The 13,225-nt window shown below is 54.4% G+C and carries 7 protein-coding genes; 4 read left to right on the top strand and 3 right to left on the bottom strand.

Going from position 1 to position 13,225, the window contains the following annotated elements; genetic code table 11:
- Positions 1–212 precede the first annotated feature (212 nt).
- Positions 213–941 (bottom strand): bifunctional 2-polyprenyl-6-hydroxyphenol methylase/3-demethylubiquinol 3-O-methyltransferase UbiG, encoded by a 729-nt coding sequence (gene ubiG, locus BWI95_RS20860; RefSeq protein WP_076770182.1) that lies wholly within the window; start codon positions 939–941, stop codon positions 213–215.
- Positions 942–1,099: 158 nt separating this feature from the next.
- Here ubiG and gyrA point away from each other — a divergent pair, with 158 nt between their 5' ends.
- Together gyrA and rcsC are read left to right on the top strand one after the other, a co-directional pair.
- Positions 1,100–3,739: a DNA topoisomerase (ATP-hydrolyzing) subunit A gene (gene gyrA / locus BWI95_RS20855; protein ID WP_054803358.1), complete on the top strand. Its 2,640-nt coding sequence runs from the start codon at positions 1,100–1,102 to the stop codon at positions 3,737–3,739.
- Between the two features lie 114 nt (positions 3,740–3,853).
- A complete protein-coding gene (gene rcsC, locus BWI95_RS20850; protein WP_076770181.1) occupies positions 3,854–6,700 on the top strand; it encodes a two-component system sensor histidine kinase RcsC in 2,847 nt (948 codons plus the stop codon).
- A 43-nt stretch (positions 6,701–6,743) separates the two neighbouring features.
- On the opposite strand, the gene rcsB is transcribed toward rcsC, so the two are convergent.
- Both rcsB and rcsD read right to left on the bottom strand, forming a co-directional pair.
- Complete coding sequence (gene rcsB / locus BWI95_RS20845; RefSeq protein ID WP_007371125.1) at positions 6,744–7,394, bottom strand: response regulator transcription factor RcsB; 651 nt, start codon at positions 7,392–7,394, stop codon at positions 6,744–6,746.
- A gap of 16 nt (positions 7,395–7,410) precedes the next feature.
- The gene (rcsD, locus tag BWI95_RS20840; RefSeq protein WP_083699431.1) at positions 7,411–10,077 is read right to left on the bottom strand and encodes a phosphotransferase RcsD; all 2,667 of its coding nucleotides are present in this window, start codon (positions 10,075–10,077) and stop codon (positions 7,411–7,413) included.
- An 838-nt stretch (positions 10,078–10,915) separates the two neighbouring features.
- Between rcsD and BWI95_RS20830 the strand changes: the two genes are divergently transcribed.
- Together BWI95_RS20830 and apbE are read left to right on the top strand one after the other, a co-directional pair.
- Positions 10,916–12,055, top strand: a complete 1,140-nt coding sequence (locus BWI95_RS20830; RefSeq protein ID WP_076770180.1) for a porin OmpC — start codon at positions 10,916–10,918, stop codon at positions 12,053–12,055.
- Positions 12,056–12,163: 108 nt separating this feature from the next.
- Positions 12,164–13,201 carry an FAD:protein FMN transferase ApbE gene (gene apbE, locus BWI95_RS20825; protein WP_076770179.1) on the top strand — a complete coding sequence of 346 codons (1,038 nt, stop codon included), beginning with the start codon at positions 12,164–12,166 and terminating at the stop codon, positions 13,199–13,201.
- Positions 13,202–13,225 lie beyond the last annotated feature (24 nt).

The following is a 13,225-nucleotide window of genomic DNA, read 5'->3' as shown; positions in this document are numbered from 1 at the left end:
TAAGGATTCTTTTGAGTACAAGAGTTGATTTTGACGTTAACTTGAGGTTGCGAAAGCGTAATAAACGCTAAGTCCTCGTCGCATAAGGCTTGCAGAGGTTGTCAATAATCTGAAAAAAAAAATGAAATTTTGATCGAGTGCTGATTTCTTCGACGGCAGGGAAGATTGCGCGATTTGCGGCTGCGCAATCTTCATAACATTAACGCATGACGTTAGCGATTTTTCGCCGTTGTATGCAACATATAGTTAACATCAACGCCCGGTCCGAGGGTGAACTTATTCAGCAGCGGGTTAAAGTGTAACCCGGTGATGTGACGCTCCTGTAACACCGTATCGTCGATCCAGGTTAACAGTTCGGCAGGTTTGATAAACTTCTTCGCGTCGTGGGTGCCTTTCGGCACCATGCGCAGCACATACTCTGCGCCAACCACCGCCATCAGCCACGCTTTCCCGTTACGGTTGATGGTTGAGAAGAAGACGTGACCGCCGGGTTTCACAAGCTTTGCGCAGGCTCTGACCACCGATTGCGGGTCCGGCACGTGCTCCAGCATCTCCATACAGGTGACAACGTCGTAGCCCTGCGCCTGTTTTTCGGCATGCTCTTCGACCGTCTCCTGCACGTAGTCGACCTGCACGCCCGACTCCAGCGCGTGCAGACGCGCAACCTGCAACGGCTCCGCGCCCATATCCAGCCCGGTCACCTGCGCACCCTCTTTGGCCATGCTCTCGGCGAGAATACCGCCGCCGCAGCCGACATCCAGCACGCGTTTGCCAAACAGGCCGCCAGCATGTTCGGCGATATAGCCGAGGCGCAGCGGGTTAATACGGTGTAAAGGTTTAAATTCGCCTTCTGTGTCCCACCAGCGTGAAGCGACGGCTTCAAACTTGGCGATTTCTGCATGATCAACGTTCTGAGTAACCGACGGTTTTTCGGCATTCATGGGCGCATTTACTCCTCTCTCAATAAGACCTGTGAGTATATCAGGCCAACGGCATGAATAAACCTTTGCCGGGGTGTTATAGGTTTACCTGTATCAAACCGGTTGTGTTATAATTTGCGACCTTTGAATCCGGGATACAGTAGAGGGATAGCGGTTAGATGAGCGACCTTGCGAGAGAAATTACACCGGTTAACATCGAGGAAGAGCTGAAGAGCTCCTATCTGGACTATGCGATGTCGGTCATTGTTGGCCGTGCGCTTCCGGATGTCCGAGATGGCCTGAAACCGGTTCACCGTCGCGTACTTTACGCCATGAACGTATTGGGCAATGACTGGAATAAAGCCTACAAAAAATCTGCCCGTGTCGTTGGTGACGTAATCGGTAAGTACCATCCCCATGGTGATTCCGCGGTGTATGACACCATTGTTCGTATGGCACAGCCGTTTTCGCTGCGTTATATGCTGGTCGACGGCCAGGGGAACTTCGGTTCCATCGATGGCGACTCCGCCGCGGCAATGCGTTATACGGAAATCCGCCTGGCGAAGATCGCCCATGAGCTGATGGCCGATCTGGAAAAAGAGACCGTTGATTACGTTGATAACTACGACGGCACTGAGCGAATCCCAGATGTGATGCCAACCAAGATCCCGAACCTGCTGGTTAACGGCGCTTCCGGGATCGCTGTCGGTATGGCGACCAACATTCCGCCGCACAACCTGACGGAAGTGATCAACGGCTGCCTGGCCTATATCGATAATGAAGAGATCAGCATTGAAGAGCTGATGACCCATATTCCGGGGCCGGACTTCCCGACCGCCGCGATCATCAATGGTCGCCGTGGGATTGAAGAAGCCTACCGCACCGGTCGCGGCAAAATCTATATTCGCGCCCGCGCGGAAGTGGAAACCGACGCGAAAAACGGCCGCGAAACGATCATCGTGCATGAGATTCCCTACCAGGTGAACAAAGCGCGCCTGATCGAGAAGATTGCCGAGCTGGTCAAAGAGAAACGCGTTGAAGGTATCAGCGCGCTGCGCGATGAGTCTGATAAAGACGGTATGCGCATCGTGATTGAAGTGAAGCGCGATGCCGTCGGTGAAGTAGTGCTGAATAACCTCTACTCCCAGACGCAGCTGCAGGTCTCCTTCGGTATCAACATGGTTGCGCTGCACCATGGCCAGCCGAAGATCATGCCGCTGAAAGATATCCTGGCCGCGTTTGTGCGCCACCGCCGTGAAGTGGTGACGCGCCGTACTATTTTCGAACTGCGAAAAGCCCGTGACCGTGCGCACATCCTTGAAGCGCTTGCTGTTGCGCTGGCGAACATAGACCCGATCATTGAACTGATCCGTCGTGCGCCGACGCCGGCCGAAGCGAAAGCTGGCCTGATCGCGCAGCCGTGGGCTCTGGGCAACGTCTCTGCGATGCTGGAGCGTGCCGGTGATGACGCCGCGCGTCCTGAGTGGCTGGAGCCGGAGTTCGGTATTCGTGATGGTCAATACTACCTGACCGAACAGCAGGCACAGGCGATTCTGGATCTGCGTCTGCAGAAACTGACCGGCCTTGAGCATGAAAAACTGCTCGAAGAGTACAAAGAGCTGCTGGAGCAGATCGCTGAATTGCTGCACATCCTCGGTAGCGCTGAGCGCCTGATGGAAGTGATCCGCGAGGAGCTTGAGCTGGTTCGCGAGCAGTTTGGCGACGAGCGCCGCACCGAAATTACCGCTAACACCGCAGATATCAACATTGAAGACCTGATCAACCAGGAAGATGTTGTTGTAACGCTGTCGCATCAGGGCTACGTGAAGTATCAGCCGCTGACCGATTACGAAGCGCAGCGTCGCGGTGGGAAAGGGAAATCTGCCGCGCGCATTAAAGAAGAGGACTTCATCGACCGTCTGCTGGTGGCCAACACCCACGACACGATCCTCTGCTTCTCCAGCCGTGGCCGCCTCTACTGGATGAAGGTCTACCAGCTGCCGGAAGCGAGCCGTGGCGCGCGCGGTCGTCCGATCGTCAACCTGCTGCCGCTGGAGCCGAACGAGCGTATTACCGCCATTCTGCCGGTACGTGAATATGAAGAGGGCGTGAACGTCTTTATGGCGACCGCCAGCGGTACCGTGAAGAAAACCGCGCTCACCGAGTTTAGCCGTCCGCGCTCTGCCGGTATTATCGCCGTCAATCTGAACGAAGGCGATGAGCTGATTGGCGTAAACCTGACCGACGGCAGCGACGACGTGATGCTCTTCTCCGCTGCCGGTAAAGTGGTGCGCTTTAAAGAGAGCGCTGTGCGTGCGATGGGTCGTACCGCGACCGGCGTGCGCGGTATTCGCCTGGCGGAAAAAGACAGCGTAGTTTCGCTGATCGTGCCGCGCGGCGAAGGCGCAATCCTGACGGTGACGCAGAACGGTTACGGTAAACGTACTGCGGAAGCGGAGTACCCGACCAAATCCCGTGGTACGCAGGGCGTTATCTCTATCAAGGTAACCGAGCGTAACGGTTCCGTGGTCGGCGCGGTCCAGGTCGATGATTGCGATCAGATCATGATGATCACCGATGCCGGTACGCTGGTGCGTACGCGCGTGTCGGAGATCAGCGTGGTAGGTCGTAACACCCAGGGCGTGATCCTGATCCGCACCGCGGAAGATGAAAACGTAGTGGGTCTGCAGCGTGTCGCTGAGCCGGTGGATGATGAAGAGCTTGACTCCATCGACGGCAGCGTTGCGGAAGGCGATGAGGACATCGCGCCGGAAGTCGATACTGACGACGACGCGGCGGACGACGAAGACGCCGAATAACGCGTTATAAAGGGCCGGGTTTCCGGCCCTTTTTCATTGCCTTGCGGCATCTGCGATTTATCGCTACTTTAAGCACACTCTTTTTTAACTTCCTTGTGGCGGAGTTTCCCCAGGTTGAAATACCTCGTCTCTTTTCGCAGTACCCTGAAAGTCTCCCGCTATCTGTTCAGGGCGCTGGCGCTATTACTCTGGCTGTTAATTGCCTTTTTTTCCGTCTTTTACATCGTTAATGCCCTGCATGACAAAGAGTCGGAGATCCGCCAGGAGTTCAACCTCAGTTCCGATCAGGCGCAGCGCTATATTCAGCGCACCTCTGATGTGATGAAGGAGTTGAAGTATATTGCTGAAAATCGCCTGACGGCGGACAACGGCATCCTGACGTCGCGCTCCCGCGGCGATAAAACCGACGTGCCGGCCTTCTTGCCGCTCTTTCCTGATTCCGACTGCTCGGCGATGGGCAGCGCCTGGCGCGGCTCGCTGGAGTCGCTGGCGTGGTTTATGCGCTACTGGCGCGATAATTTCTCCGCGGCGTACGATCTGAACCGCGTCTTTTTGATTGGCAGCGACAACCTCTGTATGGCCGATTTCGGCCTGCGCGATATGCCGGTCGAGCGGGATGACACGCTGAAGAGCCTGCATGAGCGGATCGTCAAATACCGTAATGCGCCGCAGGATGAGCGCAGCAACAACGTCTACTGGATGAGCCAGGGGCCGCGCCCGGGCATCGGCTATTTCTACGCGCTGACGCCGGTCTATCTCGGCAACCGCCTGCAGGCGCTGCTTGGCACCGAGCAGTCGATCCGGATGGAGAACTTCTTCACGCCGGGTACGCTGCCGATGGGTGTCACCATTCTTGATGAGAATGGCCATACCTTGCTTTCGCTGACCGGGCAGGAGAATGGCATTACCGCCGATCCGCGCTGGCTGCAGGAGCGCTCCTGGTTTGGGTACACTTCCGGTTTCCGCGAGCTGATCCTCAAGAAGACGCTGCCGCCATCCTCCCTGAGCGTGGTCTACTCCGTGCCGGTGGACGTGGTGCTGGAGCGCATCCGCATGCTGATCCTCAACGCGGTGCTGCTTAATGTGCTGGTCGGGGTAGCGCTGTTTACCCTGGCGCGCCTCTATGAGCGGCGCATATTTATTCCGGCGGAGAACGATGCGCAGCGGCTTGAAGAGCATGAGCAGTTCAACCGTAAGATTGTCGCCTCTGCGCCGGTGGGGATCTGTATCCTGCGTACCCAGGATGGCACCAACATACTGAGTAACGAGCTGGCGCATAACTATCTCAATATGCTGACCCATGAGGATCGGCAGCGGCTGACGCAAATTATCTGCGGGCAGCAGGTTAACTTTGTCGATGTGTTAACCAGCAACAACACTAACCTGCAAATCAGCTTTGTGCATTCGCGCTATCGCAATGAGAACGTGGCGATCTGCGTGCTGGTGGATGTCTCCGCCCGCGTCAAAATGGAGGAGTCGCTGCAGGAGATGGCGCAGGCGGCGGAGCAGGCGAGCCAGTCGAAGTCGATGTTCCTTGCGACGGTCAGCCATGAGCTGCGCACGCCGCTGTACGGCATTATCGGTAACCTCGATCTGTTGCAGACCAAAGAGCTGCCGAAAGGGGTCGACCGACTGGTTACCGCGATGAACAACTCCTCGAGCCTGCTGCTGAAGATCATCAGCGATATTCTCGACTTCTCGAAAATTGAGTCTGAACAGCTGAAGATTGAGCCGCGCGAGTTCTCGCCGCGCGAAGTGATGAGCCATATCACCGCCAACTATCTGCCGCTGGTGGTGCGCAAACAGCTCGGGCTTTACTGCTTTATCGAGCCGGATGTGCCGCTGGCGATTAATGGCGATCCGATGCGCCTGCAACAGGTGATTTCTAACCTGTTAAGTAATGCGATTAAGTTCACCGATATGGGCTGCATCGTGCTGCATGTGCAGTGTGATATGGAGTATCTCAGCATTCGCGTGCGTGACACCGGGGTTGGTATTCCGGGCAAAGAGGTGGTGCGCTTATTCGATCCCTTCTTCCAGGTCGGCACCGGCGTACAGCGTAACTTCCAGGGCACCGGGCTGGGGCTGGCGATTTGTGAAAAGCTGGTCAACATGATGGATGGCGATATCGCCGTCGATACGGAGCCGGGCATGGGCAGCCAGTTCACCATCCGCATTCCGCTCTATAGCGCGGTGCCAACGGCGCAGGCCGACGTGGATGGGCTGGCGGAAACCTGCTGTTGGCTGGCGGTGCGCAACGCCTGGCTGTCGGAGTATCTGCATAACCTGCTGGAGTGGAATGGTATTCAGGTTAAACAGTATGACGGCCATGAGTTGGGCAATCAGGATACGCTGATCACCGACGATGAGCTGCCGCAGCCCTGGACCGGGCGCGCGGCGATCATCTTCTCCCGCCGACATATTGGTATTCCGCTTGAGCGCGCGCCGGGCGAGTGGCTGCACAGCGTCGCCTCGCCGCACGATCTGCTGGCGCTGCTGGGCCGTATCTATCGCGTTCAGGTGATTGAGCCACAGGCAGCTAACGCCTTAACATCGGATTCCGGTGAGATGGAGAATAACGAGGATATGATGATCCTCGTGGTGGACGATCATCCTATCAACCGCCGTCTGCTGGCCGATCAGCTGGGATCGCTTGGCTATCAATGTAAAACCGCCAATGACGGTGTCGATGCGCTCAATGTATTGAGTAAGAACCCGATCGATATTGTGCTCAGTGACGTGAACATGCCGAATATGGATGGTTACCGTCTGACGCAGCGCATACGCCAGCTTGGGCTGACGTTGCCGGTGATCGGCGTGACGGCGAACGCTCTGGCGGAAGAGAAGCAGCGCTGTCTGGAGTCGGGTATGGATAGCTGTCTGTCGAAGCCGGTAACGCTGGATGTGCTGAAGCAGACGCTGGCTGCATACGCCGCGCGGGTAAGAAAAAGCAGGAAGTAGGGCTAAGAAAAACGAACCCCGGCGAGTGCCGGGGTTACGGGGATTACTCTTTTTCCGTCTGGGTGAGCGTCACGGAAGAGAGGTAGTTCAGCAGGGCGATATCGTTATCGACACCCAGTTTCATCATCGCTGATTTCTTCTGGCTGCTGATGGTCTTAATGCTGCGGTTCAGCTTCTTGGCAATCTCCGTCACCAGGAAACCTTCTGCGAACAGGCGCAGCACTTCACTCTCTTTCGGCGACAGGCGTTTATCGCCATAACCACCGGCGCTGATCTTCTCCAGCAGACGGGAGACACTCTCCGGGGTGAACTTCTTACCCTTTTGCAGTGCCGCCAGCGCTTTCGGCAGATCGGTCGGCGCGCCCTGTTTCAGCACGATACCTTCGATATCGAGATCCAGAACGGCGCTGAGAATTGCCGGGTTATTATTCATGGTAAGCACAATAATCGACAGCGCCGGGAAGTGGCGCTTGATGTATTTGATCAGCGTAATGCCATCGCCGTATTTGTCGCCCGGCATTGACAGATCGGTGATCAATACATTGGCCTCAAGTTTCGGCAGGTTGTTGATAAGCGCTGTAGAGTCTTCAAATTCACCGACTACATTTACCCATTCGATCTGTTCAAGTGACTTGCGAATACCGAACAGTACAATCGGATGGTCATCGGCAATAATTACGTTCATATTGTTCATGTATTAGGCTACCTTGCTACAGCAAGCTTTTGACGTAAGCGTCAATGTCGCTGATGTAATTTTCTATGCCTGGAGCATCACTCTCGCGAATTAATTGCTCCAGCGTTTCACACAACTGCTTACCAGGTACCAGATTAAGCATGGCAAACACCCCCTTAAGGCGGTGGGCCGTCTGTGCCAGCGCAGCGAAATCGCGCGAAGCCGATTCAGTATACAACCTCTTAACATCATCGGGAACTGTGTCGACAAACAGCGCGTAATAGCCGCTGGCATGGAGTTCGGCATTCTCATCGCCGCCTAAAGGCGACTCCGTGACTTCCTCCTGCGCCAGCTGCTCCTCAATGAGCTGCAATATTGCTCCCTGCATTGCGTTGCTCATATTAAAATTGACGCGCAACTGGCCTGGACCAATTTTCCGCACGCCGACCTCATCATCGCTTAAAAGCAATCCTGAAGCTGTAAGATTTGACGGATTATCTGTTAAAAAGAGATCGTATTCTTGATTTGATAATCGTTCATCGGGCGAAATGCAGCTCGCCCCCCAATTCTCAAGCTGACGCACCACAATATTACGAATTTCGTTCGACGTAATATCAATCATCGCCACCACATCATCGAGCAATTTCTCTTCGCTCTCGCCCTGCTGCGCGCGTACGGCCATTTTCACATGCAGAGAGTAGCGGGTGCCGAGATCTTCACGCGCTTTAATATTGAGATGTCCGCCCAGTTTACGGGCCAACTGATCGCAAAGCCAGAAGGTGAGGGCATTTGCCTTGCCAAACTGATCGCCCTGCGTTTCGTTAAGGAACGGGAAGTGCAGATTATCAATCTCGCTGGCGTTAACGCCGACGCCGGTATCAAGGATGCGGAAGGTCAGCCGGTCATCTGCGGATTCGTCCATGCTCACTTCGAGGGTGATTTTGCCCATCTGCGTGGTGGTCACCGCATACTGAATCAGCAGCAACATGATGCGACGCAGCGCATCGCGATCGCCATGACGCTCCTCATTGGCCGGAAGATGGTTGTTGATAAGCAACTGCAACCCTTTACGCTTGATCACCGGCAGCACTTCCGGCACTACTTCATCAATCAGATCCTGAATGGAGAAGAGGGAAGAGGAGCCTTTCCAGGTATCATTCTCCAGCATGTTTGCCAGCTGGAGTTCATCCACAAGTTGCACCAGTCGGTCGGCGTGATCGGCAAGGCGGTTAGCTTCATTGCTCTCAATCGCCGCAGCGTCACTGGCCAGCGCTTTCACCGGCTGTTTGAGCGCCTCGGCGAGATTATTCATAAACGCCGCGCGACCCTGCTGGTTCTTCTCATACAGCCGTTGTGCCTGCTTGAGTTTCTTGTTGACCAGCACTTCACGATCCTGGTCGCGAATAATAAAGATCTGCGTACGCGACGCCACCTGGCTGCGGAACTGGCGGATCTCATAGAGCTCGTTGTTGATGGTCGCCTGGATCACGCCCTGGTGCTGATCCGCCATCGCAGTAATGTTCTGCAAATTGAGGTGCGGCAGCAGATGGTCGGCAATTTTATTACTCAGCACCGTGCGGTTGGCTTCCTGATCGTGAACCAGCAGACCCAGCGGCAGCAGAGAGACAATCTCTTCATTAAAGGCACGCAGCACGCGCAGCTCATTATTCGCGCCCGGTGTCGCGAGCGTATCGCTCTTGCGCCCCGGCATCTGGCGAAAGGTGGTGTAACCAAACAGCGCCAGCGCCAGCAGACCAATATTCAGCAGTAGCGGCAGCAGAACGTTTTGCAGGGTATCAAGCAGCAGTGTGCCGAACGGCACTTGCCACACCAGGCGTAAACCGGTGCCGTTTAGCGCAGAGGAAATCTCAATGCGCGAGCTGTTGAAGTTTACTGAGACGCTGTCGGTGTTCTCTTTATCCTGCGCGCGTGCGCTGCCCGGCGCGGTATCGGGATCGAGGCGGAAGCTGTCCAGCGTCATGCCGGGCGGAATCAAATCATTGATTGGCAGATCGAAGGCGACGACGGTCGCCAGATGGCCTGGCTGGTTAAAGGTGGTGCGCAGCGTAAAGTAGTGGCCATTCTGCCAGGCAAGACGGCGCAGCGAGGAGAAGCTTTCGCGCTCATCAAGGGCGTTCGCCTGCTGGAGCATCTCCGCGCGGCGGGTATCGACGATATTGCTGATCATCGAATCTTTAAAACCGGAGGTAAGATCCTTAAGCGGCAGCGTCGAGATAAGGATCATGCTGTTATCCTGGCCGTTAAGGTAGTACATCGACCACGGCACGGTTTCCGCGCCCCACAGCGTATCAAGATAGGTCGAAATGCGCTGGGTCATCTCCAGCGTCGAACTGTCATGGGAGCCGAAAATCAGCGCTTCTGTCTTGCGGCGCGGTTTTTCGAGGTAGTAGACGTCCTGCTTTAAACGCGTCTCCTGCAGCCCTTCACCGGAGGAGGCGGGGGCCGCAGCGATATTGTCGTAAATCTGCCAGGTCGCATAGCGCCAGATATCGATGCGCTTATGAATGGCATGGGTGGTATCAACAATTTGATAACTTTTGTCCTTCAGCCACGCGTTGACCGCGCTCTGGATCATCACGCCCATGGTGACCAGCAGGACAATAATCAATAAAAGGAAGTAACGGGTAATGTTGCCCGGTATCAGGGAAAATTTGCCAGGAATCATTGTGTCCGATTGACTCATTCGTGTGTGTAACCCGTTATGACAACACGGCTGATAACTTTCAGCCTGCGCTGAGACAATGTTGCTGCCATGCCGTTAGCGTCGCGTTTTGGGGGCCGCGGGCGTAAAGGTAGTGTGCTGCAGAGTAATGTTCAGCAGGCAGTATATCGGTAAATGGGTGAATTTCCAGACTCTCTTTTCAGGAAATGCCTGGGGAGTGCATGAATATGCATTCTTTACCTGAGGCGCAGGAAAAATGTACAGATGCGCAGCGCCGCCAGCCTATTTACCGTCTCGTCAGTAAAATATCGCACGAAATAACAAGATATTAACTTTCTAAATATGTTTAAGGATCAACTCTGGTACGATAATTGATTAATTAATAGTCATTACAAATGGCGACTATATAAATCTTAAGTATCAACTGATGTAAAGAAAGGTAAAAAAAAACCGAATGCAGGGCATCCGGTTTGAAGAGGGGTAAACAGACATTCAGATTCGAATGACGGTAATAAATAAAGTTAATGATGATAGCGTCGATTATTTTAGACACCAATTCTGCTTTCGGTTTGGCATTCAGTGCTCTCATTTTAAATTTTAGTAAGCTGCTGTTTTTATAGGTAAATAACTGTATTTCATCCGCTGTTTTTCTTATTTATTGGCTTTTAGTGCTTTCAAAAAGTTCCCGCAAAATTACAAATGGAAACATTTAGCTTTAGATATGAAACATCTTCAAAGTTTTCGTATCATATTCCTGTTGGATTATTTTTGATTTTTGCGCACAATGAATCGCCAGCTGATTTGAGGGTTAATCAGCATGCAGTGGCAATAAAAATGCATATAACAGAGGGTTAATAAAATGAAAGTTAAAGTTCTGTCCCTCCTGGTACCGGCTCTGCTGGTAGCGGGCGCAGCAAATGCGGCTGAAGTTTATAATAAAGACGGCAACAAATTAGATCTCTACGGTAAAGTAGACGGCCTGCACTATTTTTCTGACGACAACGGCTCCGATGGCGATAAGAGCTATGTACGTTTTGGCTTCAAGGGCGAAACCCAGGTTAACGACCAGGTAACCGGCTACGGTCAGTGGGAATACAACGTTCAGGCGAACAGCTCAGAAAATGAGAGCGATCAGGCATGGACCCGTCTGGCCTTCGCAGGTATCCGCGTAGCTAACACCGGTTCGTTCGACTACGGTCGTAACTACGGCATCATCTATGACGTGACCTCCTGGACCGACGTCCTGCCGGAGTTCGGCGGCGACACCTATGGCGCAGATAACTTCATGCAGTCTCGTGCCAACGGTGTAGCAACTTACCGTAACACCGACTTCTTCGGTCTGGTTGATGGCCTGAACTTTGCTCTGCAGTACCAGGGTAAAAACGGCAGCGTCAGCGGTGAAAACACCAATGGCCGTAGCCTGCTGGACCAGAACGGTGACGGTTACGGCGCGTCTCTGACCTACGATCTGGGCGAAGGCTTCAGCGTTGGTGGCGCAATGTCCTCCTCTAAACGTACTGCCGATCAGAACAGCATCAATGCGAACCTGTACGGTGACGGCGACCGCGCTGAAGTTTACAGCGGCGGCCTGAAATACGATGCCAACAACGTTTACCTGGCAGCACAGTATTCTCAGACTTACAACGCGACCCGTTTCGGTACCTCTAACGGCCGTACCCCAAGCTCTGCTTTCGGCTTTGCTAACAAAGCGCAGAACTTCGAAGTGGTTGCACAGTACCAGTTCGACTTCGGTCTGCGTCCATCCATCGCTTACCTGCAGTCCAAAGGTAAGGACATCACCAACAACACCGGTACTGCTAACTTCGGCGACCAGGATCTGGTGAAATATGTTGATGTTGGCGCGACTTACTACTTCAACAAAAACATGTCCACCTATGTTGATTACAAAATCAACCTGCTGGACGACAACACCTTTACCCGCGCGGCCGGTATTGCTACCGACGACATTGTTGGCCTGGGCCTGGTTTACCAGTTCTAAGTCTGCAACAACGCGTATTGAAGGGGGCCGCAAGGCCCCTTTTTTATTGCCTGTTTCGGGCAAATCCCTTTTTTCGTGTACGCTTGCGCCAGCAAGGAGATAACAACTATGGCGATCGCTTCTCTTCGTGCCGCGCTGATGGCGGCACTTTTTCTGTTAGCCGGCTGCGACACGGCAAGCCAGGCCACACCGACGGTGCTTGAAGGTAAAACCATGGGCACCTCCTGGCGCGTCAGCGTGGTGGATATCACGCCGCAGCAGGCGGCAGCACTACAAAAGAAAATCCAGGCGCAGCTTGATGGCGACGACTGGCTGATGTCGACCTGGAAAAAAGATTCAGCGCTGATGCGCTTTAACCGCAGCAGCAGCACCGCGCCGTGGCCGGTCAGCGAAGCGATGGCGGATATTGTCACCACCTCGCTGCGCGTCGGTAAAAAAACCGATGGCGTGATGGATATTACCGTTGGACCGCTGGTGAATTTATGGGGCTTTGGCCCCGATCAGCAGCCGGTCAAGACGCCAACGCAGGCGCAGATCGACGCGGCGAAAGCGCGTACCGGGCTGCAACATCTCACGGTAATCAATCGCGCCGGTGAACAGTTCCTGCAAAAAGATCTGCCCGATCTCTATGTCGATCTCTCGACGGTTGGCGAAGGTTACGCCGCCGATCATCTGTCGCACTTAATGGAACGAGAGGGGATTAGCCGCTATCTGGTCTCCGTCGGCGGCGCCCTGGTCAGCCGCGGGATGAATAGTAAAGGGCTACCGTGGCGTGTGGCGGTACAGAAGCCAACGGATCGCGAAAACGCCGTCGAGGCGGTGGTCGATATTAATGGCCACGGCATCAGCACCTCCGGCAGCTATCGCAACTACTATGAGCTGGACGGTAAACGCATCTCTCACGTCATCGATCCGCGCAGCGGGCGGCCAATCGATCACAAGCTGGTGTCGGTGACGGTGATCTCGCCAACCGCGCTGGAAGCGGATGCCTGGGATACGGGCCTGATGGTGCTCGGCCCTGAGCGGGCAAAAGAGGTAGTGACGCGCGAAGGGCTCGCGGTGATGATGATCATGAAGGAGGGGGATGGCTTCACGACCTGGATGTCGCCGCAGTTTTCCGCCTTCCTGGTGAAGGATAAAAATTAAAGCGCAAGATTGCGGGTGTTTGCG

It is taken from the genome of Kosakonia cowanii JCM 10956 = DSM 18146, from assembly GCF_001975225.1.
GTDB classification, from domain to species: Bacteria; Pseudomonadota; Gammaproteobacteria; order Enterobacterales; family Enterobacteriaceae; genus Kosakonia; species Kosakonia cowanii.
This window is presented reverse-complemented; position numbering and strand designations above follow the sequence as displayed.

Coding starts and splice junctions, on each gene's coding strand:
- BWI95_RS20830 (WP_076770180.1), top strand. CDS start 10,916: ATGAAAGTTAAAGTTCTGTCCCTCCTGGTACCGGCTCTGCTGGTAGCG.
- rcsD (WP_083699431.1), bottom strand. CDS start 10,077: ATGAGTCAATCGGACACAATGATTCCTGGCAAATTTTCCCTGATACCG.
- rcsB (WP_007371125.1), bottom strand. CDS start 7,394: ATGAACAATATGAACGTAATTATTGCCGATGACCATCCGATTGTACTG.
- gyrA (WP_054803358.1), top strand. CDS start 1,100: ATGAGCGACCTTGCGAGAGAAATTACACCGGTTAACATCGAGGAAGAG.
- apbE (WP_076770179.1), top strand. CDS start 12,164: ATGGCGATCGCTTCTCTTCGTGCCGCGCTGATGGCGGCACTTTTTCTG.
- ubiG (WP_076770182.1), bottom strand. CDS start 941: ATGAATGCCGAAAAACCGTCGGTTACTCAGAACGTTGATCATGCAGAA.